The sequence below is a fragment of the uncultured Gilliamella sp. genome (assembly GCA_945271295.1).
GTDB lineage: Bacteria > Pseudomonadota > Gammaproteobacteria > Enterobacterales > Orbaceae > Gilliamella.
Map to the genome: position 1 here is coordinate 52,663 of CALYPG010000009.1, position 25,875 is coordinate 78,537.

The following is a 25,875-nucleotide window of genomic DNA, read 5'->3' on the forward strand; positions in this document are numbered from 1 at the left end:
TTAACAAATTGCCAATTTAGATAAATAAAGCCAATGTGATTAATTACATTGGCTTTTTTATTGGTATAAATTGTAATTTTAATTGCTATTAAATATACAACAAAACAGCTATAGCACAATTGATATTTCAAATTTATACTATCTTATAAAGAAGGTTCGTATAAGGTAATGGCAGTGAAGTTAAAGAAAAAAGATTTTATTGCTCAAGATTTATTAGGTCGCATTTATCAGCAAACAAATTTTACTAATCAAAAGTTACCACCAGAACGAGAGCTTGCTGAAACGTATGGTGTATCTCGTCATACGATCCGCAAAGCATTAGAAAAACTAACCCAAATAGGCATTATTTCGATTATTAAGGGTTCAGGAGCTTTTATAAATCAACAAACCAAAAATAGCCCACTAATTTATAACTCCATTACTGAAAAACATTATGACCAAATTAGCTCAAAATTGATTTTATTTCGCAAAAGGCGTGTTCAATTAGAAGAAAAACAAACTTTCAATTTGTCTGATGATGAATATATCTGGGAGTTTCATCGTATTCGCTATGTGGATAAACAAGGTACACAAATTGAAGTTTCTAAGTTACCTTATCGGTATTTTCCAGATTTAAAGCAAAAAATTATTGAAAACTCAATTCAACAATACGTATTGAGCAAAGGTTATGAAATATCTCATTATCTTACTCAGTATCAGGCAGTAGCAATCAATCGGAGTGAAGCAGAACTACTAAAATGCAAGAAAGGAATTCCAGCCATGAAAATAATTAATCGTTGTTTTTTAAAAAATGGTACGATATATGCCATTAGTGAAATTATAGATATTCACTATACCTGTACATATATTACGCCATTTAATAAGCCTAACTTAGAATTTAGGCTTGTTGATGACAAGAAGAATAAATCATCTTCACATAATCTATTTATTTAATAATATGAATTATACACTTTATTAGGGTGTGTGCATTACACCATTAGGTAAACGACTTTGTGTCCATTCATGTGGTCGATAAACAATAGGATATTTACTCGCTTCATTTAGATCAATCTCAACCCCAATTCCTACTTTTTCAATTGGATACAAATAGCCTTGTTTTGCACCAATAATGCCAGGAAATACAGTTTGAGTATTTGCAGTATAGGGAATGTATTCTTGTATTGCTGCATTATGCAAATGAATATTCAAATGGGTATTGACCGCAGCACCAATCGGCGTCATATCAGGCGGACAATGCCACGCAATGCGTATGCCAAAAGGCTGACAAAATGCGGCTAATTTTAATGCCGGTGTAATCCCACCAATTTGAGACACATGGCAACGAATAAAATCAATTTTGCGTTGAATAATTAAATCCTGCCATTCTAATGGATTATTAAATAATTCCCCGGTAGCTAAAGTCACAGCACTTTGGCTGCGAATTTGAGTAAGCCATTGATTTTGATCTGGAGGTAAAATATCTTCGATAAAATATGGTTGATATTGTTCCACTTGCTTTGCAAAAGCAACCGCTTGATTGGGGAATAATCTTTCATGTACATCATGGAGAAAATGAATTTTGTAACCATATTTTTCTCTTAACGCTTTAAACATATCCAAAGTATTTTGCATATACTGGTCTTGATCAAAATAAGCGCCACGAGTAGGATTTTCTGGGCAATGTAATTGATCAGGAGTGCCGCCATAAAAGCCTAATTGACAACGAATATGACGATATCCTTCGCTAATAAGTCGATCTACTTGCTCAAATAGCTCGGGCAATGTTTCACCTGTTGCATGGGTATATACATCAATAGCATCTTTCGACTTCCCACCAAATAATTGATAAAGCGGCATATTAGCAAGTTTTGCTTTAATGTCCCATAACGCCATATCAATACCGGCAATGGCATTATTAATAATTGGTCCATTACGCCAATAAGCATTGACCATCATCATTTGCCAAAGATCTTCAATATGATTAGCATCACGACCAATTAATAATGGCTTTAAATATTCATTAACAATGGTTTGCACGGCTAAAGGGCGCTGCTGGAAAGTTGCACAGCCATAACCAATCACATCTTTATCAGTATAAACAATTACCGTAACGAGATTGTGTCGATCTGGTTTAGTAATAATACATTCAATGTTGGTAATTAAAGTCGCTAACATATTATAGATATCCTTTTTAGACTGGCTATTTTTATATAATTACCTATTTTTTTTATATCTGTAAAGAGCAAAATTATGAGGAAAAATTATTGGTTCGAATTTAAGCAATAATTGTCAATAAAAAGCAGACCAATTAAAAAATAAAATGGATAATAGCGCTAAAATGCCCTTTTTTGTGATCTAGATCATATTTTTCGTCCTTGTATTGCCAATTTAAAATTTCTATTATTTTCGTTATATCAATTAAAGAGGCGTTATTGAGGTTACTAATGAGTAAACAAGAAAATATCGATAAAATTATTGCTGGTATCGGCGGTAAAGATAATATCAAAAATGCTTGGCATTGTATGACTCGTTTAAGATTTGATTTAGATGATCAGACAAAAGTGAATTGGGACGAAATTAAGCAAATACCAGGTGTTATTGGCGCCCAATTTCAAAATGATCAGTGTCAGATAGTTATTGGTACTCAAGTGAAATCATATTTTGATATTTTGGCTGATAAAATTGGTTTGCACACATTGGGGAATGAACAAGCTAAGAAAATCACTCCAGAACGTAAAGGAATAATTTCGTTGTTTATGGATACTGTTTCTGGCGTTTTTGGTCCAATTGTGCCAGCTATTGCAGGAGCAGGAATGATTAAAGGTTTATTAGCTGGTTTAATTGCCTTAAAAGTGATACCTAAAACAAGTGATACCGTAATTATTATTGATTTAATAGCTAGTGGCGTATTTTACTTTTTACCATTCTTTTTAGCAGTTTCGGCAGCAAAGATATTTAAAACTAATGAATATTTAGCCGCAGCTATTGCTGCTTGCTTAATGTTCCCAACGTTAGTTGATGCAGCAAAAGTATTAGCTAGTAATCCAGAAGCAACCAGTTTTTACTATTTTCTTGATATCATTCCAATATCTATTTTTAATTATTCCGGCAGTGTTATTCCTATTATCTTTTCCGTCTTAGTATTAAGTTATATTCACCGCTGGGTTGATAAAATTATGCCTAATGTGCTTAAAACTGTTTTTACGCCAACTGTAACTCTTTTTATTGCTGGATTAGTGGCTTTAACTATCATTGGTCCAATCGGTATTTATCTAGGCAAGCTATTAGCATTATTTGTTCAATCTCTATTTAATATTTCTTCTGTTTTTGCTGGTGCAATTGTTGGAACTATTCGACCAGTTGCTATTTTAACAGGTATGCATCACGCTATGACGCCAATTGCACTGCAAAACTTTGCTGAACAAGGTTACGATATGCTTATGCCAATGATGTTTATGGCAAATATGTCTATAGCAGGGGCTGCTGCTGCAATGTATTTTAAAGCAAAGAACAAACAAGAAAAAACTGTTATCGTTTCTGCTGCAGTATCTGCACTTTTGGGAATTACTGAACCGGCATTATTTGGGGTGTTAACCAAATATAAAAAAGCGTTTATTGCGGCAACTGTTGGTAGTGCATTTGCTTCTGCATTTATTGCTTTTTTCGGCGTCAGGTTATATGGCTATATTCTTTCAAGTATTTTCAGTTTACCAGCATATATTGGTCCATACTTTGTTTATGCAATACTAGGTGTTTTAATATCACTTTGTTTATCTTTCACTGTCGCTTATATTCTGGTTGGGAAAAAAGATGCGTAACTTTTTAAAAGATAATAACAAGCCTGTCACATTACGGGCTTTTAATAAATTTATATATTTTTTTAGATAATATGCATAATTCATCGTTCACATAAAAAAATTGATTTTCTCTAATTTCGTTTTTTTATAATTATCACTTGGATTTTATTCCTGCTGACTAATTTTCTTATTATTTATTATTTCTAAATATTCAACCTAGCTAATTGACAAAAATTATAACTATCGATACCATACCAAATTAGTAAGGGCGCTAACTAATTTTAAAGATTAATGTATGCAATTAGAAAATCGATATTTATCATTTTGTAATATTTTAGAAAAAGAAAAAATCGTAGATTTGGAAAAAATCAAAACATGTTTTACGCTTTTGTCTGTGGCTAATACAATCGATTCTGAATGTGCTAAACGTTTACAAGAATTTCAACTGTCTGAAAGTCGATTAATTATTTTAGTTTTATTAAAAGAATACCAAGAATTACCACTACAAGATATTGCCAAATTACTTGGAATAACAAAAGCTTCAACTACAACATTGATTAGTTCATTAGTTAATGACCGGCTAATTTCAAAAAGAAATGATCAAAATGATAGAAGAATTTATCAAGTGTCGCTAACTCAGGCAGGAACTAATTTACTTGCGGAAACGCTAAAACAGCATAGTCTCTGGATTGAGAAAATGACAACAAATCTATCCGAAAAAGATATCACTACATTTAAAAAAGTACTACAACAAATTTATAAGAATGTGTCAAAAAGGGAACAACTAAATGAAAACAATTGAAGAATTGAAAGTTTTACAAAAAGATATGTCTACGCAGTTACCTAAAGATATGTTAAATATTATGGCTAATTCATTATCGGACATGTTAACTAAAAATTTGGATAGTCACGCATTAAAAAAAGGGAATATTGCACCAGATTTCTCTTTAATATCGACCAAAAAACAAAAAGTTAATTTATATGAGTTACTCAATACTAAACCTGTTATTATTAGTTTTTTTAGGGGAAGTTGGTGTCCATTTTGTGTAAAAGAGTTACAACATTTTCAAAATAATTTAAAACAGCTACAACAAGTTAGTAATGTGCATTTTATTGCTATTTCTCCGCAAAAGATAGAAATTAGCGCGAAATTACAACAAGATAATGCCATAGATTTTACTATTTTATCGGATGTAGGTAATCATATTGCTCAGCAATATGGTTTGGTATTTACATTACCGCAAAATGTTAGAGAATTATACCAAAATCTTGGAGCAGATATACCGAAATTCAATGGTGATGACAGTTATCAATTGCCAATCCCTGCGACTTACTTAATTGGACAAGATAAACAAATTCTATTTTCTTATATTAATGTTAATTATATGGAAAGAGTTGATATATCTGAATTGGTTAATGTTCTAAAAAGAAACTAGTTAGGTATAAAATTGTTGATAACAGAAATGCTATTTAATAGTAAAGATAATTTGTTGACAATAGCATTTTGTAGAAAACAAGTTTTTCTAATATGAAAACAATAGATATAGGATAACATTATTTGTAGTGGCTAAAATCTATCATGACAATTAGCGATCTCAATAGAGTGTCTATCAGGTTAAGACCGTGTTACTATAAAAAAACACTAAAATGATCTATGTTATTTTCTATTAATGATATTTTGCAGTAATAATTTCTATATCAATGTTACTGGTAGTTTTAACGATAGCGATTAACTTAATTTTTGTTTTATTGTTTACTTTTTATTATTTTAAATCAGTTAGTCTATTAATAACTGTTTTATCTTTTAGGGAAGAATTCTTTATGTTTTTTAAAAAATTATGGTCTAACATTCTAGGTACACAAAAAGAACAAAGCACACAAGATCAGTTAAGCCTTGCAATTCAAGCTTTCTGGAAACAGGTGAAAACATCTGAACAATCTTTTAATAAACTTGAGCTTATCGATATAATGGAAACCCTCAATAATCTTTTAAATGAAAATCAGTTAGATGTTATTGCCGAAGTTACTCAAGGTTCTAAAAAGAACCATAAAATTATATTTACATCAGATGGGAAAATTGAGCAGTTTGAGCAAGTGATGGAAATTACCAAACAAGCGCCTGACCTTAATTTTTTTGAAATAGAAGCATTTCGTCAGCGAACCAAAAATGTGGATAGTTTTACTATACAACTTAGAGATGATTCCTTTTCTTTAGGTACAACTGATTTGTTAATTCAATATAAAAAAGATCATCGTAAAATCTCTCTTGGTATTTTATTTGGCAAAACTATTCCTGAAGAGATGCTGACACAAGCACAAACAATGGCATTAATTATTCTCGATCATATATTGGGTGAATATGACTTGGCTGTTAGAGTCGTGGCTATAGAGTTTTTAGAAGTAGCTCAAGATACAGTTACCACAATGCCAGCTAATGAATTTGTAACTATTTTTGATAGTATCTGGAAAGAAGATTTAAAACACACTGGTGTATTTCCTAATAATGAAGAAGACCAATGGACTGTATTTGAGTTAGCTAGTCATAATGAATCTAATGGCAATATGTTAGTACACCGTAATGAAGCGGCTAATGCTCTAGTAGGTCATACAAATTATTGTTATGCACTTAATATAATAGCAGATGTAAACAGTAAAGCAGTCCTTTCCCTTGTTTATGAATTAGAAGATGCTATCAATATTGCTTTATGTACAGATAAACGAGGTATCCATTGTCAAAATAGTTTTAGTCAAGGTACTAGAAATATGTTATGGCATGTAGGAGATAAACACTTGGCGCTTCAACTAGCACAACAAATAGCAAAACAATACAAAACGTTATCAGTTAAAATTGAATGTAATTTTGATCCATATTGGTCACAGTACTTAAGTTGGGTAGAATAAACAGCAAGCTTAAAAGTAATTATTATTAATAGCTACTTTCTCAGTTCGCTTTAGCAATTATTAGTTTTTTATATATATTTAGTCATAAAAAAAGGATAACCTAATTTTTTAGATCATCCTTTATTTGAACTTGAACTCGATTTTATTACATTTTAGTGGTAAATGTACGAGCGATAACGTCACGTTGTTGTTCCGCTGTTAAAGAGTTAAAACGTACAGCATAACCAGAAACACGAATTGTTAATTGCGGATATTTTTCTGGATGTTGAACCGCATCTTCTAATGTTTCGCGACGAAGTACATTTACATTTAAATGTTGACCACCTTCAACTTTTATTGTTGGGGCAATTTCTAATGGCACTTCACGATATTCGAATTGACCAAGATCCGCAGTTGGAATAACTTGATCTTCTTTATAAACTGATTTAGCAGCAACACAACGTGCTTCTTTAGTTGCATCATCTAATAACCAAAAAGAATTAAGAAGTGCAGTATTGTTTGCTTTAGTAATTTGGATACCTGTAATCATTGTAAGAACCTCCTATGAGCGTCATTGCTCTAACTAAGTTGTTGTTACTATATCACTTCCAAAATTTGATTAAAGTCAAAAAAAGCTATTAATTCGATAAGTAGTGCCTTTGTTTGTATTTTGGTCATATTTAATATGGTATCAGTAGCATAAATTGTGATTTTATTTTCTGAATATATCAACCCAAAGCTACATAGTAATTATCCCATAAATAATAAGAAATAATCATAGTAGATAAATAATTGATTTAGTAATTTACATAGATATGTTCAGCTTGAAAACGAATCTCTTTTTTATCAAGTTGTAATAATTCAGCCAATGTAAATGCAAATTTGAAAGCGACGCCTAGACCTCTGCCACTAAATAAGTTTTCATCTAATACAATATCTTGGTCAACATAAATACCATCATTTGCCGTTTTATATAAATCACCAGAACAGACATATCTTCGACCATGAAGTAATTTATTTTTATTTAATACTTTTACTGCCGCTGAACATATCGGACAAATCCACTTTCTTGCTTCATCATGTAATTGAATAAATGAAATAACATCAGGGTTACTACCCAGATTTATGGTGCCATCAGGTCCACCAGGAAGAATAATTGCATCATATAATGTTGTTTCTCTGTCTTTAAGCAAGGCATGTGCTTCCATGTTAACTTTATGGTAGCTACTTACTACTAAATTATTCTGACATGCTAAGAGTTCTACATCAATTTTAACTCGACATAAGGCATTAAATATAATAATTGCCTCAGCCTCTTCAAAACCTTCCGCTAATAAAATTGCTACTTTAGAATTGTTCATATCATCACTCTTTGTAAAAAAGATGAATCATTGTTTCATAAATTTTTATATTTTTTATAAAAAATTTAATAAAAATAAAACATTTGTGAGGTGAATCACATCGACTTTTAAATTTTTGCCACTTTTATAGAAAGTTGGCATTGAGTTTAAGGTGTAACTAGCTTACTCACCATAGACTATTTACCATATCTAAAATAGATATTTAGTTTTATTGAGAGATAAAACATTATTTTTAGATGTATATGCGCACTTTATAGTTAATGGCAATTTACGATAGATGTGAATTGAGAAAATAAGCAGGAGTCAAAATGAAAAATAGAGTTATAGGTTTAAAAAACTACTTAGCATATGGATCTGGTGATTTTTTAGGTGCGGGAACGACTGCGTTGACTGCTGCATGGTTACTATATTTTTATACTAATTTTTGTCATTTATCCCCAATTGAAGCAACCTTTATTTTTGCCGCTGCACGCGTTGCCGATGCTGTTATTAGCCCATTGATGGGATATTTGACGGACAATTTTGGTCGAACTCGTTTAGGTCAACGTTTTGGTCGTCGTAAATTCTTCATTTTATTGGGTATCCCATTAATCTTTAGTTATAGTGTAATGTGGGCTCCTGGCATGAGTTATGTTTATTACCTACTAACCTATCTTTTCTTTGATATCGTTTATACAATGGTTCTTGTTCCATACGAAACGCTAGTGCCAGAAATGACTGATGATTTTAAACAAAAAACGAAATTTTCGGGTGCACGTATTTCTATGGCTCAATTGTCTGCTATTTTAGCTGGTTTTTTACCTGGAATATTACTTAGTTATTTTGGTAAAGATAATGCCATATCATTTTTTTACGCTAGCTTAGTTTTTTCTATTTTGTGTTCTTTTGCTCTTACTATGGTGTATTTATTTACATGGGAAAGGCCTAAAGAGTTTAAATCCAAAGAAGCATTACAAGCTGAGGAAGAGGCAGCATCGTTATCATTCAAAGAAAGTTTTAAACATTTAATCATTGAGTTGTTATCCACTTTTAAAATTAAAATATTTAGACAACATTTAGGCATGTATTTAGGTGGATATATTGCTCAAGACGTATTTAATGCTGTATTTACATACTATGTTATTTTTGTGTTGTTACAAGAACCAACAGTGGCATCGATGTTAATAGGCACTATGTCTATAACACAATTTGTAGCTGTTTTATGTATGATGCCATTATGTATTAAATATGGCCCCGCTCCATCATATCGAGGTGTAGTAACTATTTTTGGTATTAGCTGTTTAGCTTATGGTATTGTTTGGTACTGCAATTTAAGTCATATACATACATTGTTAATTACTATTTCAGCCATTGCCGGATTGGGCCGTGGAGGTATCAACTATGTACCATGGAATATTTATACTTATATTTCTGATGTCGACGAAATGATTACAGGTAAACGCCGAGAAGGTATTTTTGCAGGTGTGATGACTTTCACTCGTAAAGCCTCTCAAGCTGGCGCAGTTATGTTAATTGGCGTATGTCTACAATGGTCAGGTTTTGTTACTGGACAAAATCAACAACCGGAAAAAGTTTCACAAACTATTTTATTTTTATTAGTTGTCGGCACCATTTTTGTTTTAATTTTAGGTTTTATTATCTCACTGAAATTTAAGTTAAATCTGAGCACTCATAAGGTATTGATTGGTGAAATTAATAATATGAAAGGTAGAGGAGCTAACTCTGAAAAAAGAATTAGTGAACAAGGGAAACCAATTGTAGAAATGCTTACTGGAATGCCAGTTGCCGAGCTCTGGGGTAATAATAATATTGGTTATAAGAAAAAATAGGATTGTATTATTCGTTGTTAGTATTAAAGTAAAATTAGAGGTAAAAGGACATGCAAATTTTCCCCGTAAAACATAGTAAGTTGCTTTGTAAACCTGAGTATTTGATTACTCGGTCAGAACTACAAAAATTAATTCAAAAGATAGTTAATAACTTAATTAATATTCAAGATGAAACAGGTGAATTTCTTTTACGTCTAGATGATGGTCGAGTTATTGACACTAAAGGTTGGTGTGGTTGGGAGTGGACTCATGGAATTGGTCTATATGGCATGTATCAATTTTATTTACAAACCGGTGATCAAAAAACACTTAATATTATTGATGATTGGTTTAAACAACGTTTATTAGAAGGAACACCAACTAAAAATGTTAATACTGTTTGTCCTTTTTTAACCTTAGCGTATCGTTATGAAGAAACTAAAAATCCTATTTTTTTACCGTATTTAGAACGATGGGCTGACTGGGTAATGTATGAAATGCCGAGAACTAAATTTGGTGGTTTACAACATATTGTATACAACAATGAAAATCATCAACAGCTATGGGATGATACTTTGATGATGAGTGTACTACCAATAGCAAAAATTGGGAAACTGATAAATAAACCCGAATATATTCAAGAAGCAATTTACCAAATATTAATTCATATACAATATCTTATGGATCGTCAAACCGGACTTTGGTTTCATGGTTGGACTTTTGAAGGGAATCATAATTTTGCAAAAGCAAGATGGGCAAGAGGAAATAGCTGGCTCACAATTGTTATTCCCGAATTCATTGAATTACTTGATTTTAACGAAAATGATCCCATCAGGAAAATTTTGATCGAAGTATTAAATGCACAAATTGAAGCATTAGCTAAATACCAAGACGAGAGCGGTTTATGGCATACCATTATTGATGATTCTGATTCATATCTTGAAACATCAGCAACCGCTGGATTTGCCTATGGTATATTAAAATCTATTAGAAAACGTTATATCTCTAATGATTACATTCCAATAGCTGAAAAAGCTATTCAAGGTGTAATGAACAACATTGATGATAGTGGAACGTTACTTAATGTCTCATTTGGAACCGCAATGGGCAAGGACATGGAATATTATAAAAATGTACCATTAACATCAATGCCTTATGGTCAAGCAATGGCTATTTTATGTTTAACAGAATATTTAAGAGTTTTTATTTAATGGATTAATATTGATTAATATTAGGTTTATTATTATTTTTAGGTATAATTATTCTAAATAATGTAACTAAGTCATATAAAATAATAATTAGGTATAATATGAGTAATCCATTAACATGGCATGATGTCATTGGTGCGGAGAAAGAGAAGCCATATTTCCAGCAAATAATGCAGTTTGTCACATCACAGCGTGCGGAGGGGAAGGTAATTTACCCCCCTCAGCATGATGTTTTTAATGCGTTTCGTTTCACACCGTTTAGTGATATCAAAGTAGTAATTTTAGGGCAAGACCCTTATCATGGACCCAACCAAGCTCATGGGCTTTCTTTTTCTGTTTTGCCAGGAATTAAACCACCACCTTCGTTATTGAATATTTATAAAGAATTATCTACTGATATTGATAATTTTAACATCCCTTCGCATGGCTATTTGGCTTCTTGGGCAACTCAAGGAGTGCTGTTATTAAATACAGTATTAACCGTTGAAGCTGGACAAGCTCATTCACATGCTAAAATAGGTTGGGAAACCTTTACTGATCATGTGATTGCTGCGATTGATAAATATCTTGATGGTGTGGTTTTTTTGTTATGGGGCTCACCCGCGCAACGAAAAGGTCAATTTATTGATCGTCAAAAACATCATGTGTTAACTTCAGTCCATCCCTCTCCTTTATCTGCTCATCGCGGATTTTTAGGTTGTAAGCATTTTTCAAAAACTAATAACCTTATTATCCAGCAAGGTAAAACACCAATTGATTGGCAACCACAACTACCGGAAACAAATAATGCGGATCAATAAAAAACGTCGTACAGGTTTGCAAGAAATTGCCAATTTGATTGGGGTAAGTAAAATGACGGTAAGTCGTTTTTTACGTGATCCAACTTTAGTTTCTGAACCACTACAGTTACAAATTTCCGCCGCTATTGATAAGTTAGGATATATCCCCAATAAAGCTCCGGATATGCTTTCTAATGCAAAAAGTCATGCGATTGGTATTGTTTTTCCATCTTTAACTAACCAAGTTTTTGCAGATATTCTAAAAGGTATAGAAATGGTTACTGATGTGAAAGGGTATCAAACTATGATTACGCATACTGGTTATAGTTCCGAAAAAGAAGAAATGCGCGTGCGTTCACTACTCGCTTATAATATTGACGGGTTAATATTAACAGAACGCAATCATAGTGCAGCGACTCGAAAAATGATTGAGATTTCCGAAGTACCAGTAGTTGAACTTATGGATAGTGTTTCTCCGTGTATTGATATGGCAGTAGGATTTGATAATTTCACTGCAACTAAAAATATGATTCACCATATGATAGACAGAGGACGTCGGAATATAGTTTATTTTAGTGCTCGACAGGATCAGAGAAGTATTATTCGGCAAAAAGGTTATGAAAAAGCAATGGATGAAGCTGGTTTAAAATCATTCACATTAGCGACAACAGAATCTTCATCTTATGATTTAGGAGCCAGATTTTTGCATAAAATTTTAAAAGAATATCCTTGTGTTGATGGTATTTTTAGTACTAATGATGATTTAGCATTAGGAGTATTATTAGAGTGTCAAAGGATAAATATTGAGGTGCCTAAACAGATAGCTATTGTTGGATTTCATGGGCATAAGATTGGTCAATATATGAATCCAAAATTGGCCTCTATACTTACACCCAGAATTGAAATGGGTAAAATTGCTGCTGAATTATTATTAAAACGGATTAATGGAGAAACGGTTGATCAAAAAGTCATTGAGTTATCTGTTGAATATTTGGATGGTGAGAGTATTTAGTCAGTTAAAAAATATTATAATAAATTAAGGCACCTCATCACACATAAGTTGATGAGGTTGACTGCAAATTATAATCCTTTAGGATTTTCGCCATATTGGTTACTGCCTGGTGTTGAATCAATACACATGAAAATAATTAAAACAATCCAACCGAAGGGAATAAATGAAATAAGATACCACCAGCCAGATTTATCTGTATCATGTAAACGACGTACTGTAACCGCTAAACTTGGAATAAAAAATACCAGCAAAGAGATGAAAAAAACGATAACCATAATTCCAGCTATCATTTCGCTTAACGAGCCAATTAACGCTAATGCTAACCAAAAGATAATTTGAAATAAGATAAACATCCAATATTCTTGACGACGCGCTCTTCCGCTAAAATTTGCATAATCTTTAGTAATACAGCTAATAAACCAATTCATTGTTTTTATTCCTTATTTTACACATTATTAATCATTAATAATAATTGAGATATTTTCTCAGGGGCGCTATTTTAATAAAAAAATAAAAGAAATTAAAAGTGTTTTTTAATTATTTTTTAGTTTAAAGATATTTATATTTCATATTCATAATGTTTTCCCATTTTCATCTTTTTGTATCTATGTTAAAATTACCGCTCAGTGGTTATTTATACCTACTTAATTATTAAAGAAAATAACACTGAGGCCCCCTATGAAAATAGTTGAAGTAAAACACCCTCTTGTACGCCATAAAATTGGTTTAATGCGTGAACATGATATTTGCACTAAAGATTTTCGTGATCTTGCCAGTGAAGTTGGCAGTTTATTAACTTATGAAGCAACAGCTGATTTACCAACTGAAACTGTTACCATTGAAGGTTGGTGTGGACCTGTTCAAGTTGAACGAATTAAAGGTAAAAAAATTACTGTTGTACCTATTTTAAGAGCCGGTTTAGGCATGATGGATGGTGTGCTTGAGCATGTCCCAAGCGCGCGCATTAGTGTCGTTGGTTTTTACCGTAACGAAGAGACTCTTGAGCCTGTACCGTATTTCCAAAAATTAACTTCAGATATTCAAGACCGTATGGCATTAGTTGTTGATCCAATGCTTGCAACCGGTGGTTCTATGGTTGCGACAATCGATTTGCTTAAAAAAGCCGGTTGTAAAAATATCAAAGTGTTAGTATTAGTTGCCGCACCTGAGGGTATTAAGGTCTTAGAACAAGCCCATCCAGATGTTGAACTCTACACTGCATCAATAGATGAACGATTAAATGATAAAGGTTACATTTTACCTGGGCTTGGTGATGCTGGAGATAAAATATTCGGCACAAAATAAAATCACGAATTTTAAACCGGTTTATCCGGTTTTTTTATGTCTGCTAATTAAAAAGATTGTATGACAATTATTAAGTTGAATAAGAGAGGATCAACGTGATTAATACAACTGATGAGGTAAAAAATCATATATTGCCATCTAAACACTCTTGGCAAGATATCTTAACGGGTGCACAAATGTTATTTGTTGCATTTGGTGCATTAGTGTTAGTACCCCTTTTAACCGGATTAAATCCTAATGTGGCATTATTTACTGCTGGTGTTGGTACTTTGTTGTTTCAACTAACCACTAAAGGTAAAGTCCCCGTGTTTCTGGCTTCTTCATTTGCATTTATTGCCCCCATTTCTTTTGGTGTTGCACAGTGGGGGATTCCAGCTACTTTAGGCGGTCTATTCATTGCGGGTTTTGTATTTATGTTTTTTGCCTTTTTGGTAAAGATTAATGGTAATAAAGTTATTGATCGCATTTTACCGCCAGTAGTGACCGGTCCAATTATTATGGTGATAGGTTTGTCGCTTGCGCCGGTAGCAGTTGGTATGGCTATGGGAAAAGATAGTGCTTATCAAGCTGAACATTATCAATTAATCATTATTTCAATGGCATCACTATTAACAACTTTAATTGTAGCTATTTGGGCTAAAGGATTTTTTAAATTAGTACCTATTATTTCGGGTATCATTGTCGGTTATATTTTTTCTTGTATTTTTGGTATTGTATATTTTCAACCTGTTATTGATGCTCCTTGGTTTAAGGTTCCCGATTTCACTTTCCCAGAATTTCAGTGGCAAGCCATTTTATATATGATTCCAATTGTTATTGCCCCAACAATTGAACATGTTGGCGATATTATGGCAATCAGTTCAGTAACGGGTAAAGATTATACTCGCGATCCAGGTTTACAACGTACATTACTCGGTGATGGACTGGCTACCTCAACAGCTGGACTCTTGGGAGGACCACCATGTATTACCTATGCCGAAGTGATTGGCGCTGTAACATTGACTGGTAATTTTAAGACTCGCGTCATGACTTGGGCCGCAATTTGGGCTATTTTAATGTCTTTTATTGGTAAAATTGGTGCTTTTTTAAGTTCCATTCCAACTGTTGTAATGGGTGGCATTATGGTGTTGTTATTTGGTTCAATTGCTTCAGTCGGTATTAATATTTTAGTTAAACATAAAGTCGATCTTTCTGTATCACGAAATATGTGCATAGTTTCATTAGTTTTAGTTTTTGGTATAGGTGGGATGATTTTTGATTTTGGCTCTTATGCATTACAAGGCATCAGTTTGTGTGGAATTTTAGCTATTGTCCTCAATTTGATTCTACCTTACCAAAAAAACAAATAGTTCAGATTAATTCTTGTTAACCATGCCGTTAATTATATTAATAATTTAACGGCAAATAGAATTAAATGAGTTTCACGGTAGTCTTTTTAAGAAAAGATCTTATGATAATCTTGTTTTATTGATGATCTAAAATAGTTTGTAAAGATGTTTCAGGTTAACTATACGTTTCAGTATTAAAACTCACTTATGGCAAAATAAGTGAGTCTTAGTAATAAATGATAAAATCACTTTACTTTATTGGGCGCATGGTTGGGAATAAAATGACATCACGAATAGTATGACTATTAGTAAATAACATAACGGTGCGGTCGATACCAATGCCAAGCCCTGCGGTAGGGGGTAAACCGTGTTCAAGAGCAGTAATATAATCTTCATCATAGAACATAGCTTCATCATCACCAGCATCTTTTTGAGATGCCTGCTCAGCAAAACGTTGTGCTTGATCTTCAGCATCGTTAAGTTCTGAAAAACCATTACCAATTTCACGTCCACCAATAAAGAACTCAAAGCGATCGGTTACAAATGGATTTTCATCATTGCGGCGAGCAAGAGGTGATACCTCGGCTGGGTATTCAGTAATAAAGGTTGGTTGGATTAAATTTGATTCAGCGACTTCTTCAAAAATTTCGGTAACAATTCGACCTAATCCCCAACCTTTTTCAACTTTGATACCAATTGAACTGGCAATGGCCTGTGCTTTATCAAGATCATCTAAATCAGCATTGTTAGTTTCAGGACGATAATGACAAATCGCTTCGCGCATTGTCATTTTGATAAATGGTTTACCGAAATCAAAAGTATGTTCGCCATATTGTACCACCGGATTACCAGTCACATTAATAGCTAAGCGGCGGAATAGTGCTTCGGTTAATACAATCAAATCTTTGTAATCAGCATACGCCATATACATTTCCATCATAGTAAATTCGGGGTTGTGCCTTGGGGAAACCCCTTCATTGCGGAAGTTACGATTGATTTCAAATACTCGTTCAAACCCGCCAACTACTAAGCGTTTTAAGAAAAGCTCTGGGGCAATCCGTAAATACATATCTAAATCAAGTGCATTATGATGAGTAATAAATGGTTTAGCCGATGCACCGCCAGGGATAACTTGCATCATTGGCGTTTCAACTTCCATAAAATGGTTTTCAAGCATGAAATTACGAATTTCAGTTACCACCTGCGAACGAGCTTTGAAAGTATCTCGTGATTCTTGATTAGTGATTAGATCTAAGTAACGTTGGCGATACCTCATCTCTTGATCAGCAAGACCATGGAATTTATCAGGTAACGGGCGTAGTGCTTTAGTTAATAATCGAATTTCTTCACAGTGAATAGAGAGCTCCCCCGTTTTTGTCTTGAACAAATAACCTTTAGCTCCGACAATATCACCGAGATCCCATTTCTTGAATTGTTCATTGTAGTAACTTTCCGGAAGATCATCACGAGTGACATAAAGTTGAATCTGTCCAGCTACGTCTTGTAGAGAAACAAATGACGCTTTACCCATTATGCGACGCATCATCATACGTCCTGCAACCGTTACCATGATTTTCTTTTCGATCAGTTCTTCATTCGTTTTATCATCATAGAATTTATGAAGATCACTTGAAATTGCATCACGACGAAAATCATTCGGGAACGCAATACCCTGTTCACGAATATGTGCTAGTTTTTCACGACGTGCTTTGAGCTCATTATTTAACTCTTCAATTTGATTTTGCTGTTCTTGCTGATTTGTTGACATAGTTTTACCTTTTATTCATTAATAAGCGGGTTTACAAACCTGCTTTTAAGCTCTCTTCAATAAACTGATCTAAATCACCGTCTAACACGGCTTGAGTATTACGTGTTTCAACACCAGTACGTAGATCTTTAATACGTGAATCATCCAATACATAAGAACGAATTTGACTCCCCCAACCAATATCGGATTTATTTTCTTCCATTTGCTGTTTTTCCGCATTTTTTTTCTGCATTTCAAGTTCATACAATTTTGCTTTTAACTGCTTCATTGCTTGATCTTTATTGCTATGTTGGGAACGATTGTTTTGGCATTGAGTAACAATACCCGTTGGAATATGAGTGATGCGAACTGCTGATTCTGTTTTATTCACATGTTGACCACCCGCACCAGATGCACGGTATACATCAATGCGCAGATCCGCTGGATTAATATCGATATCAATATCATCGTCAATTTCAGGATAAACAAAAACTGATGCAAATGAGGTATGACGACGGTTACCTGAATCAAAAGGGCTTTTTCGGACTAAACGATGGACACCTGTTTCTGTACGTAACCAGCCATAAGCATAGTCACCAGACACTTTAATGGTGGCAGATTTAATGCCAGCCACATCACCGTCTGACACTTCCATAACTTCGCTGGTAAAGCCTTTTGATTCAGCCCAACGTAAGTACATTCTAAGTAACATTTCGGCCCAATCTTGTGCCTCGGTACCGCCAGAGCCAGATTGAATATCCAAATAACAATCTGCACTATCATAATCACCCGAAAACATTCGACGAAACTCAAGTCTTGCTAATTTTTGTTCTAATTGTTCTAATTCAAAGTTAGTTTCATCAAAGGTGTCTTGATCTTCGGCTTCAATAGCAAGTTCAAGCAGACCTTCGACATCATCAAGACCTTGTATTAATGCGTTAATTGTATTAATAATTTCATCGAGAGCTACACGTTCTTTACCTAACGCTTGTGCTTTTTCTGGATCGGCCCAGACTTCAGATTGTTCTAATTCGGCATTGACTTCTTCAAGTCGTTCTTTTTTGACATCAAAGTCAAAGATACCCCCGAATCACAGCTGTGCGCTCGGTAAGCTCGGCTATTTTTGATTTAACAGGATTAATTTCAAACATGTGTTTATATTGAATGCATAATTTTCTGAGTTTTCGTAATCGCTCATTGTAGCGGATTTAAGTACAATTTAGCAAATACCAATTTTTTAGAACAAATAAATTAACAATTAGAAGAGAGAAAAGATGACAATTTAATTGCCATCTTTAAGATAGTTTTGTGGTAATGTCAGCTTATTTTTTAGCTATTGCATATAATTGAGCAACTTTATCCCAGTTCACTACATTCCAAAAAGCGCTAATATAATCTGCTCGACGATTTTGGTATTTCAAATAATAAGCATGTTCCCAAACATCAAGCGCTAAAATTGGGGTACCAGAAACACCAGCAAATTTTTCGCCCATTAGTGGTGAGTCTTGGTTTGCGGTTGAAACAATTGTCAGTTTACCGTTTTTCAAGACTAACCATGCCCAACCTGAACCAAATCGAGTAGCTGCGGCCGCTGCAAATTTTTCTTTAAAAGTCTCAATAGAACCAAAATCATTTTTAATTGCTTCTTTTAATTCGCCTTTAAGTTCAGTACCAATTTTTAAGAGTTCCCAGAAAAGAGTATGGTTAACATGGCCACCTACGTTATTTTTAATCGCTAATACTTTATTTTCAGGGACTTTATCCAAATTCTGTAATAATGCCTCAGCAGATAGAGATTGTAATTCTACTGATAAAGAATCAAGTGTGGCATTGGCATTGTTTACATAAGCCTGATGATGCTTATCATGATGAAGATGCATTGTTTCAGAATCAATGTACGGTTCTAATGCTTCATAAGCATAAGGTAGTGGGGGTAAAGTGTAGGCCATGAGATTGCTCCTTTCTAAAGTGTTATTAACAGCATTTCTTTGCAGTATACGAGCTATCTACATTGCTCACAAACTATTATTTGAATAGTTATCAACTATCTAAATAATAATCTTTTGTCACCAATAAAAATCAATTAATTGATTAACTCTACTTATACAGTTTTATCTTAATACTTCATAAAGTTAAAATAAAATTATTGATCCTAATTATTTGATATAAATGGGGTGTACATCATAATGGCGTGATTTTCACTGATGAGTTTTTCCTCGATATGATTATCAATCAAATGTGTTTTACGTTGCCATATTTTATTATGACGCGTATAACCCCCCCACCATTGCTGTTCGATACAATGATCGGTTTCAAAAATTTCATAATGATAATTCGACGGCGCATCAGCTAATAATTCGCCATGTAAATATTGGTCATCAAGCCAGAGGTTTAGTCGGTAAGTGATATTGGTTTTATTCAATAACTGTAAATCAATATAGTTATAAGATAATGTTGCACCGCAGGCGAATGGAATGGTACGATTAATATCAGGGAAGACATCGAAGCTATGTCGCCAACGTTCAGTAATGGTTAGTTCAGAATGTAATACAATCCAATAAATTAAATTACCTAATTGGCATAACCCTCCACCAATATCTTTACCTATTTGTCCGTTATGTAGAGAAAGTCCTTCTAAAAAACCTCGCTTTTTTGATGGACGCCCCACTTTTTGCCAGATTGAAAAACGTTGATTAGGTTTGATAATAGAACCATTAAGTTTATCAATTGCTAATCGCAAATTGGTGATTTTATTATACTGTAAATACATATCTACATTTTTGAGTGGTCGTAGCAAAATTGATTGATGTTTTTTATGCGAAAAACAACATGAGCTGTTGTTTATATCAATGCTACTAAAGGCGTTGCGATGTTGCCACCAGTAAATTTTTCGTTTAAGTATAAAATATTCTTTACCTAATTTTAGTCGCAACTTACTGCGGTATTTAGGTTTATCAATCTTATTGTTAGACATATTTTTTATTAATCCTTAATATTAAATATGAATATAACCAGTCATTGTATATCAATTTTCTTAACCCAAAAGGTAGTATTGACTTAACTTATCTAGAAAAGTGAAAAGTTTTTGATTCATTTTAGTATAATCGTGAGAACGTAAAATATCAGGTGTATCAACAAAGCGGTATTTGGCTGCTTGGCTAAGATCTTGTTGTGAATGAGTAATCAGTAATTCAATGACTTCATGGGTCAGTTCCATATGGCATTGGAAGCCGTAAACTAATTTATCATAGGCAATAATTTGCCGAGGACACCCCTCACTGTAAGCAATTATTTGTGCTTCTTTGGTTACACCTGGCATATCATTATGCCAATGACCAACTTCCAAGGTATTACCAAAGTCACTAAATAAAGGATGATTTTTGCCTGTTTCAGTTAATGTAATAGGGAATTTACCAATTTCTTTTTCTGGACTATGTGCATAGTTTGCGCCTAAAGCCTCGCCAATTAATTGTGAACCAAGGCAAACACCAATCACCACTTTACCTGCTTTAATAGCGGCTAAAATTACTGCTTGTTCAGCTTGAGAGTCAAAGTGATTACATTCTTGCTTGGTCGTTGAAGGAGATTGTGGCCCACCCATGATAATAACAAAATCAATATCGTTGATATTTTTAGGAAGAGCTTCATTAAGATATACACGAGAATAACTAATTTTGTGATGATGATTTCTTGCCCATTGTTCATATGCGCCAGGTACTTCAAAATCTTCATGAATAATAAAATGTATATGCATTATTAAATTCCTCTTTACCCTAAATACCTTTAACAAAGTTATAACAAACTCGTCACTTGATGAAAGTATATAAAATATTATATATGATGATTTTTGACCACTAGTTATTATGGATAATTTTGTTTATCAATAACAATATTGAGTTTTGGAAGCAAAATTCAAAAAATTCGTAATATAAAAATTTCATTTTTGAAAAGTATTGGATTCTACAAAAATTATCCTTATCAGGTTTTAATCTTCGTAAGGTTATTTTTTAAACTGCGAATTCATATCTAATAAAATTCATATAAGTTATTTCTTCATATAAAAAGTATACGAGCAAGCGGATAAATTATATTTCTTTTTATTTTTTCTAAAATTAGTCCATAGAAAAATCCCAATATAAGATAAGAAGTGAGTTATCCTTATAAAAATTGTTAGTGATTATCTGATCAGATAGTAAACTATTTCAAAAAATATTACCTATTCACCATTGATGTAAATATATGAAATATATATATTTTTAATTAAATTTTTCAAATTTATATTTTTTCCTGATAAAATTTTACCTACTACTACTGATATTTTCTATTCTAAAATAATCATGAGATCAGTTTAGATCTATGTTTTTATTGTTAAAATAAATTTTTTTATATAAATTTAAGTAATTATATTGTCATTTGCTAATAAATTAGGTATTTTACTATCTGTAATAGGTTATCTAATTAATATTATGTAAGTAATTAATTTCATAAGGAAAAAATTATGTCAAATAGCTATCAAAATGAAGTGCTTCCTGCCCGAGTCAATATCTTTTTAGATCTTCATACTGGTGGAGCAAAAAAGAAGGTTGAGTTGCCATTAAAAATCTTATCTATTGGTGATTATAGTCGAGGTAAAGATAAACGCACTCTTTCAGAAAAAGAAAAGGTATCAATCAATAAGAACAATTTTGATGCTGTATTAAAAGATTTTAAACCTGAAGTTAATATTAGTGTGCCTAATACACTTGCTGATGACGGAAGTGATTTCAGTGTTAATTTGGCTTTTGAGTCCATGAATGACTTTTCTCCTGAACAGGTAGCTAAAAGAATTCCTCAACTTCGATCTTTACTTGCTATGCGTAATTTGTTGAGAGATTTGAAATCGAATTTATTAGATAACGCAACATTTCGTTATGAGCTAGAAAAAATAGTGAAAGATGAACATTTATCCGAAGAGCTTCGTGCTGAATTAGACTCAATTATATCTGAAAGTACCAAGTAAATTATCAAAATAATAGTTCAGTAAGTTAAAAAAAATTATATCGTTTTAATGGAAAAGTAAGGGAAATACCATGGACGTACAAAAAGAACAAAAGAGTACAAAAAAATCAGTTATAGAAGATAATAATAGTGTTTACCAATCACTATTTAGCAAGATTAATTTAAATCCGATTCAAAAAGCAGGTGAGATTGAAAAGTATGAAAATAATGATGTACTTTTTGAATCTTCTCAAGATGAACGCGTTACGATGGCAGTTAATGTTTTACTCAAGTTAATTCAAAATTCATCTCAAAAAATCGATAAATTAGATAAACATTTATTAGATTACCACATTAGCCAAATTGATCAAAAACTAAGCCGTCAGCTTGATGTTATTATGCATAATGAAACATTTCAAGAAATAGAATCAACATGGCGTGGATTGAAATTTTTAGTGAGTCGTACCGATTTCCGACGTAATGTAAAAATCGAATTATTAGATGTATCAAAAGAAGGGCTTCGTCAAGATTTTGAAGATGCGCCAGAAATTGTTCAAACAGGCTTTTATAGACATACTTATATTCAAGAATATGACACTCCAGGTGGCGAACCAATTGGTGTGGCAATCTCAAATTATGAGTTCGATCGTGGTCCACAAGATATTGCTTTGCTACGTAATATTTCAAAAGTAGCAGCAGCTGCACATATGCCGTTTGTGGGTTCTGTCGGTCCGAAATTCTTTGGTAAAGAAACCATGGAAGAAGTTGCAGCTATTAAGGATATTGCAAACTATTTTGATCGTGCAGAGTATACAAAATGGAACAGTTTCCGTAATACCGATGATTCACGTTATGTAGGGCTCACTTTACCAAGAGTATTGGCACGTTTGCCTTATGGTCCAGAAACAGTTCCGGTACGTAGTTTTAACTATACTGAAGACGTTAAAGGTCTTGAACATAATCGTTATCTATGGGCTAATGCATCATTTGCTTTTGCTGCTAATATGGTACAAAGTTTTATTCGTAATGGCTGGTGTGTCCAAATTCGAGGACCTCAAGCAGGAGGACTGGTTGAAGATCTACCGATCCATCTTTATGATTTGGGAACAGGCAATCAAGTTAAAATTCCAACAGAGGTTCTGATTCCAGAAACACGTGAATTTGAATTTGCCAATTTAGGTTTTATCCCTCTTTCTTTTTATAAAAACAGAGATTATGCGTGCTTCTTCTCTGCAAACTCAGCACAAAAACCAGCACTTTATGATACTAAAGAAGCAACCGCTAATAGCCGGATTAATGCACGTTTACCGTATATCTTCTTATTGTCACGTATTGCTCACTATTTGAAAGTAATTCAACGTGAAAATATCGGTACAACCAAAGATCGTCGAGTATTAGAACTTGAATTAAATAAATGGATTAGTAATCTTGTTACGGAAATGACAGATCCTAGTGATGAAGTTCAAGCGTCTCATCCATTACGAGAAGCAAAAGTAATTGTTGAAGATATTGAAGATAATCCAGGATTTTTCCGTGTTAAAACATTTTTAATCCCTCATTTCCAGATTGAAGGAATGGATATTAATTTATCTATGGTATCGCAGATGCCTAAAGCCAAAGATTAATATCGTTAATATCAAAAACCTGGGAGTGTTAGGACATATGAAGATTTTTCGTCCTTTATGGAATGAGGGCGTCTTTTTGACGCCCCAACAATTCCAGCAACAAGAATTGTGGCAGCAGCTTACTTCACAGAAGTTAGCTGCAATGTCAGTGGCTAATCCGTGGGGAATTGAAAAGTTAGCCATTGATACACAAGCGCTTACTGCTGATAAATTAATGGCAGAATCAATTAGCATTCGATTCCTTGATGGTGTAGTAATTAATACTGATGTAGCCGACAAGCTACCGGATGCCAGATCACTAAATACTGATATACCGGTTGAACTTGAAGAAGTCATCGTATTTGTTGGTATTCCTTTGTTACAAGCAAATGGCGGAAACTGCTTGCAAGACAATCAACGGCTTGAAAGACCACTGCGTTATCGACAAGAATGGATTGAAGTTCCCGATCTGTTTGGTCAAAATGCCGAAATAATAGCCGTGGAACGTTATGCACTGACTTTTTTATTTGACTTTGAAGATCTCAGTGAATATTTAACTTGCCCAATTGCACGTCTAAAACGTGATCTCAATGGTAGATTTGTACTTGATTTTGAATATCTTCCACCGTTGGTTAATTTAATTACCCAAAGTGGAACGTTAGTGAAAGAGTTAGAACTTTTATGTATTCAAATACAGGCAAAGCGCCAACGTTTAATGGGTATGCGCCATGAACGTAATCAGCAAATGGCTGAATTTGCAATTGCTGATGTTTCATTGTTCTGGCTTTTAAATGCATTAAATACATTTGAGCCGCAATTAAAATTTTTACGTGATAATCCAACTATTCACCCAGAAAACCTTTATCAAACATTAACGGCGTTAACAGGAGCATTGCTAACATTTTCATTGGCCAATGATGTTGATGGTATTCCTACTTATCAACACACTAATCTTAATGACGTATTTCCGCCACTATTTGGATTAGTGCGTAACTTGTTAGAAGAAAGTTTACCATCACGTGTAATTAAAATTGATTTGGTTCATGATAAAGATACATTATGGACGGGACGTTTAAATGACTCACGACTTGTTGAAGATGCAGATTTTTATCTTTCTGTACGTTCAAGTATGCCGGGCCATCAATTGCAGTCACAGTTCCCAATACTATGTAAAGCCGGTGCTCCAGATGATGTAAGGCAAATTATACACTCAGCATTATCTGGAATTCCAATTAAAGCACTTAGCCATGTACCTGCAGCAATACCAATGCGTTTAGAGAATCAATATTTTGCATTAGATCTTTCACATAGTGCCGCGAAAAATATGTTGATGACTCGATGTTGTGAATTTTATGTACCAAGAGCAATGCCGGATATTTCGTTAGAACTTTTCGCTGTTTTGCGATCATAGGATCAAGATTATGAGTAAAGAACCAAAAACACTTGTTATTGATGAATTATTACGAGACTCAATTTTGGTTGTGGTACAACTGAAAACAAAGGCTGATATCCCATCAGTACATAAATTATATGAGAATTGTAAACAGCAAGTTACAACCGTTCGTGAAGAATTATATAACGCACAATATAGTCAAGATGTAATTGATGATATTAGTTATGCCTTGTGTGCATTATTAGATGAAACGGTATTACTTTGTGATCGTGATAACCCCAAAAATCAAGACTATGATGAGTGGTTAGGTGCTCCGCTGCAAGTTGTCTTTTTTAATACACACAATGCAGGTTATGATTTATTTGAAAAAATACGATCACGTTTAAAAGCGGATATAAAAGAAACATTGGTTTTAAGTTGTTTTGACAGGGTGTTAGGACTTGGTTTCCAAGGATGTTATCTCGACAAACCGCAAATGGAGCGTGAGCATCTAATTTTAGCCTTACGGGAAGCTGTGCGTGAATATGAGCCAGATCAATCACACCCAATTATTGAACAAACACAGATTTATCGTTATTGGGGACGCAAAACAATGTTGCTTTCTTGTACTGCAATATCTGTTGTATTGGTAGTTATGCTTTATTTTGTATTAGATAATCAACTCGATAAATTAATTAAACAAATTGTTGGCTAAAAG

At 33.3% G+C, this 25,875-nt stretch carries 24 protein-coding genes; 15 read left to right on the forward strand and 9 right to left on the reverse strand.

All coding sequences use genetic code 11. From position 1 onward, the window contains the following. Positions 1-168 precede the first annotated feature (168 nt). The gene (locus Q0K76_RS06510) at positions 169-933 is read left to right on the forward strand and encodes a GntR family transcriptional regulator (protein ID WP_363322408.1); all 765 of its coding nucleotides are present in this window, start codon (positions 169-171) and stop codon (positions 931-933) included. Between the two features lie 21 nt (positions 934-954). On the opposite strand, the gene Q0K76_RS06515 is transcribed toward Q0K76_RS06510, so the two are convergent. Beyond that, complete coding sequence (locus Q0K76_RS06515) at positions 955-2,154, reverse strand: enolase C-terminal domain-like protein (protein WP_294613195.1); 1,200 nt, start codon at positions 2,152-2,154, stop codon at positions 955-957. 269 nt (positions 2,155-2,423) lie between these two features. On the opposite strand from Q0K76_RS06515, the gene Q0K76_RS06520 reads away from it, so the two are divergent. The 4 genes from Q0K76_RS06520 to Q0K76_RS06535 all read left to right on the forward strand — a co-directional run bounded on the left by Q0K76_RS06520 (position 2,424) and on the right by Q0K76_RS06535 (position 6,677). Next, positions 2,424-3,797 carry a PTS transporter subunit EIIC gene (locus Q0K76_RS06520; protein WP_294613198.1) on the forward strand — a complete coding sequence of 458 codons (1,374 nt, stop codon included), beginning with the start codon at positions 2,424-2,426 and terminating at the stop codon, positions 3,795-3,797. A 274-nt stretch (positions 3,798-4,071) separates the two neighbouring features. Beyond that, on the forward strand, positions 4,072-4,578 hold the full coding sequence (locus Q0K76_RS06525) for a MarR family transcriptional regulator (protein ID WP_294613201.1): 507 nt from the start codon (positions 4,072-4,074) through the stop codon (positions 4,576-4,578). Beyond that, positions 4,565-5,212 carry a peroxiredoxin-like family protein gene (locus tag Q0K76_RS06530; RefSeq protein WP_294613204.1) on the forward strand — a complete coding sequence of 216 codons (648 nt, stop codon included), beginning with the start codon at positions 4,565-4,567 and terminating at the stop codon, positions 5,210-5,212. Before Q0K76_RS06525 ends, Q0K76_RS06530 begins: the two co-directional genes overlap by 14 nt. Positions 5,213-5,597: 385 nt before the next feature. After that, positions 5,598-6,677, forward strand: coding sequence for a hypothetical protein (locus Q0K76_RS06535; RefSeq protein WP_294613209.1), 1,080 nt, complete (start codon positions 5,598-5,600; stop codon positions 6,675-6,677). Between the two features lie 145 nt (positions 6,678-6,822). On the opposite strand, the gene grcA is transcribed toward Q0K76_RS06535, so the two are convergent. Both grcA and Q0K76_RS06545 read right to left on the reverse strand, forming a co-directional pair. Next, positions 6,823-7,206, reverse strand: coding sequence for an autonomous glycyl radical cofactor GrcA (gene grcA / locus Q0K76_RS06540; RefSeq protein WP_294613212.1), 384 nt, complete (start codon positions 7,204-7,206; stop codon positions 6,823-6,825). A gap of 247 nt (positions 7,207-7,453) precedes the next feature. Next, entirely contained in the window at positions 7,454-8,017 is a 564-nt protein-coding gene (locus Q0K76_RS06545; RefSeq protein WP_294613214.1) for a DJ-1/PfpI family protein, read from the reverse strand. 308 nt (positions 8,018-8,325) lie between these two features. Between Q0K76_RS06545 and Q0K76_RS06550 the strand changes: the two genes are divergently transcribed. From Q0K76_RS06550 to gntR, 4 genes are all read left to right on the forward strand, one after another. Beyond that, positions 8,326-9,846, forward strand: a complete 1,521-nt coding sequence (locus Q0K76_RS06550; protein WP_294613217.1) for an MFS transporter — start codon at positions 8,326-8,328, stop codon at positions 9,844-9,846. A 50-nt stretch (positions 9,847-9,896) separates the two neighbouring features. Then, positions 9,897-11,036 carry a glycoside hydrolase family 88 protein gene (locus Q0K76_RS06555; RefSeq protein WP_294613220.1) on the forward strand — a complete coding sequence of 380 codons (1,140 nt, stop codon included), beginning with the start codon at positions 9,897-9,899 and terminating at the stop codon, positions 11,034-11,036. Positions 11,037-11,134: 98 nt separating this feature from the next. Beyond that, positions 11,135-11,833: a uracil-DNA glycosylase gene (ung, locus tag Q0K76_RS06560; protein ID WP_294613223.1), complete on the forward strand. Its 699-nt coding sequence runs from the start codon at positions 11,135-11,137 to the stop codon at positions 11,831-11,833. After that, positions 11,820-12,824, forward strand: a complete 1,005-nt coding sequence (gene gntR / locus Q0K76_RS06565; RefSeq protein ID WP_294613226.1) for a gluconate operon transcriptional repressor GntR — start codon at positions 11,820-11,822, stop codon at positions 12,822-12,824. The genes ung and gntR overlap by 14 nt, the downstream gene beginning before the upstream one ends. Before the next feature lie 68 nt (positions 12,825-12,892). On the opposite strand, the gene Q0K76_RS06570 is transcribed toward gntR, so the two are convergent. After that, entirely contained in the window at positions 12,893-13,252 is a 360-nt protein-coding gene (locus tag Q0K76_RS06570) for a DUF805 domain-containing protein (protein ID WP_294613230.1), read from the reverse strand. Positions 13,253-13,502: 250 nt separating this feature from the next. Here Q0K76_RS06570 and upp point away from each other — a divergent pair, with 250 nt between their 5' ends. Together upp and Q0K76_RS06580 are read left to right on the forward strand one after the other, a co-directional pair. After that, complete coding sequence (gene upp / locus Q0K76_RS06575; protein ID WP_294613233.1) at positions 13,503-14,129, forward strand: uracil phosphoribosyltransferase; 627 nt, start codon at positions 13,503-13,505, stop codon at positions 14,127-14,129. Between the two features lie 128 nt (positions 14,130-14,257). After that, positions 14,258-15,478: a uracil-xanthine permease family protein gene (locus Q0K76_RS06580; protein ID WP_363322417.1), complete on the forward strand. Its 1,221-nt coding sequence runs from the start codon at positions 14,258-14,260 to the stop codon at positions 15,476-15,478. Positions 15,479-15,707: 229 nt separating this feature from the next. Here the strand turns inward: Q0K76_RS06580 and lysS are convergent, their stop codons facing one another. From lysS to Q0K76_RS06605, 5 genes are all read right to left on the reverse strand, one after another. Next, positions 15,708-17,225: a lysine--tRNA ligase gene (lysS, locus tag Q0K76_RS06585; protein WP_294613239.1), complete on the reverse strand. Its 1,518-nt coding sequence runs from the start codon at positions 17,223-17,225 to the stop codon at positions 15,708-15,710. A 31-nt stretch (positions 17,226-17,256) separates the two neighbouring features. Further along, a protein-coding gene (prfB, locus tag Q0K76_RS06590) for a peptide chain release factor 2 (protein ID WP_363322409.1) occupies positions 17,257-18,355 on the reverse strand; the annotation gives its coding sequence in 2 pieces (ribosomal slippage) (positions 17,257-18,279 and positions 18,281-18,355; 1,098 coding nt in all). Between the two features lie 171 nt (positions 18,356-18,526). Then, entirely contained in the window at positions 18,527-19,153 is a 627-nt protein-coding gene (locus Q0K76_RS06595) for a Fe-Mn family superoxide dismutase (RefSeq protein WP_294613241.1), read from the reverse strand. A 203-nt stretch (positions 19,154-19,356) separates the two neighbouring features. Then, positions 19,357-20,178 (reverse strand): VanW family protein, encoded by an 822-nt coding sequence (locus Q0K76_RS06600; RefSeq protein ID WP_294613244.1) that lies wholly within the window; start codon positions 20,176-20,178, stop codon positions 19,357-19,359. Between the two features lie 60 nt (positions 20,179-20,238). Beyond that, positions 20,239-20,958, reverse strand: a complete 720-nt coding sequence (locus Q0K76_RS06605; protein ID WP_294613247.1) for a type 1 glutamine amidotransferase — start codon at positions 20,956-20,958, stop codon at positions 20,239-20,241. Positions 20,959-21,702: 744 nt separating this feature from the next. Here Q0K76_RS06605 and tssB point away from each other — a divergent pair. The 4 genes from tssB (at position 21,703) to tssL (ending at position 25,872) form a co-directional block, all read left to right on the forward strand. Next, the gene (tssB, locus tag Q0K76_RS06610; RefSeq protein ID WP_294613250.1) at positions 21,703-22,203 is read left to right on the forward strand and encodes a type VI secretion system contractile sheath small subunit; all 501 of its coding nucleotides are present in this window, start codon (positions 21,703-21,705) and stop codon (positions 22,201-22,203) included. A gap of 70 nt (positions 22,204-22,273) precedes the next feature. After that, positions 22,274-23,806: a type VI secretion system contractile sheath large subunit gene (gene tssC, locus Q0K76_RS06615; RefSeq protein ID WP_294613253.1), complete on the forward strand. Its 1,533-nt coding sequence runs from the start codon at positions 22,274-22,276 to the stop codon at positions 23,804-23,806. Between the two features lie 37 nt (positions 23,807-23,843). After that, positions 23,844-25,196, forward strand: a complete 1,353-nt coding sequence (gene tssK, locus Q0K76_RS06620) for a type VI secretion system baseplate subunit TssK (RefSeq protein ID WP_294613256.1) — start codon at positions 23,844-23,846, stop codon at positions 25,194-25,196. A gap of 10 nt (positions 25,197-25,206) precedes the next feature. Beyond that, positions 25,207-25,872 carry a type VI secretion system protein TssL, short form gene (gene tssL, locus Q0K76_RS06625; protein ID WP_294613259.1) on the forward strand — a complete coding sequence of 222 codons (666 nt, stop codon included), beginning with the start codon at positions 25,207-25,209 and terminating at the stop codon, positions 25,870-25,872. Positions 25,873-25,875: the final 3 nt, after the last annotated feature.

Bases quoted from the DNA above. Each gene is read 5' to 3' on its own strand.
- Q0K76_RS06510 (WP_363322408.1), top strand. From the start codon at position 169: ATGGCAGTGAAGTTAAAGAAAAAAGATTTTATTGCTCAAGATTTATTA.
- Q0K76_RS06515 (WP_294613195.1), bottom strand. From the start codon at position 2,154: ATGTTAGCGACTTTAATTACCAACATTGAATGTATTATTACTAAACCA.
- Q0K76_RS06520 (WP_294613198.1), top strand. From the start codon at position 2,424: ATGAGTAAACAAGAAAATATCGATAAAATTATTGCTGGTATCGGCGGT.
- Q0K76_RS06525 (WP_294613201.1), top strand. From the start codon at position 4,072: ATGCAATTAGAAAATCGATATTTATCATTTTGTAATATTTTAGAAAAA.
- Q0K76_RS06530 (WP_294613204.1), top strand. From the start codon at position 4,565: ATGAAAACAATTGAAGAATTGAAAGTTTTACAAAAAGATATGTCTACG.
- Q0K76_RS06535 (WP_294613209.1), top strand. From the start codon at position 5,598: ATGTTTTTTAAAAAATTATGGTCTAACATTCTAGGTACACAAAAAGAA.
- grcA (WP_294613212.1), bottom strand. From the start codon at position 7,206: ATGATTACAGGTATCCAAATTACTAAAGCAAACAATACTGCACTTCTT.
- Q0K76_RS06545 (WP_294613214.1), bottom strand. From the start codon at position 8,017: ATGAACAATTCTAAAGTAGCAATTTTATTAGCGGAAGGTTTTGAAGAG.
- Q0K76_RS06550 (WP_294613217.1), top strand. From the start codon at position 8,326: ATGAAAAATAGAGTTATAGGTTTAAAAAACTACTTAGCATATGGATCT.
- Q0K76_RS06555 (WP_294613220.1), top strand. From the start codon at position 9,897: ATGCAAATTTTCCCCGTAAAACATAGTAAGTTGCTTTGTAAACCTGAG.
- ung (WP_294613223.1), top strand. From the start codon at position 11,135: ATGAGTAATCCATTAACATGGCATGATGTCATTGGTGCGGAGAAAGAG.
- gntR (WP_294613226.1), top strand. From the start codon at position 11,820: ATGCGGATCAATAAAAAACGTCGTACAGGTTTGCAAGAAATTGCCAAT.
- Q0K76_RS06570 (WP_294613230.1), bottom strand. From the start codon at position 13,252: ATGAATTGGTTTATTAGCTGTATTACTAAAGATTATGCAAATTTTAGC.
- upp (WP_294613233.1), top strand. From the start codon at position 13,503: ATGAAAATAGTTGAAGTAAAACACCCTCTTGTACGCCATAAAATTGGT.
- lysS (WP_294613239.1), bottom strand. From the start codon at position 17,225: ATGTCAACAAATCAGCAAGAACAGCAAAATCAAATTGAAGAGTTAAAT.
- Q0K76_RS06595 (WP_294613241.1), bottom strand. From the start codon at position 19,153: ATGGCCTACACTTTACCCCCACTACCTTATGCTTATGAAGCATTAGAA.
- Q0K76_RS06600 (WP_294613244.1), bottom strand. From the start codon at position 20,178: ATGTCTAACAATAAGATTGATAAACCTAAATACCGCAGTAAGTTGCGA.
- Q0K76_RS06605 (WP_294613247.1), bottom strand. From the start codon at position 20,958: ATGCATATACATTTTATTATTCATGAAGATTTTGAAGTACCTGGCGCA.
- tssB (WP_294613250.1), top strand. From the start codon at position 21,703: ATGTCAAATAGCTATCAAAATGAAGTGCTTCCTGCCCGAGTCAATATC.
- tssC (WP_294613253.1), top strand. From the start codon at position 22,274: ATGGACGTACAAAAAGAACAAAAGAGTACAAAAAAATCAGTTATAGAA.
- tssK (WP_294613256.1), top strand. From the start codon at position 23,844: ATGAAGATTTTTCGTCCTTTATGGAATGAGGGCGTCTTTTTGACGCCC.
- tssL (WP_294613259.1), top strand. From the start codon at position 25,207: ATGAGTAAAGAACCAAAAACACTTGTTATTGATGAATTATTACGAGAC.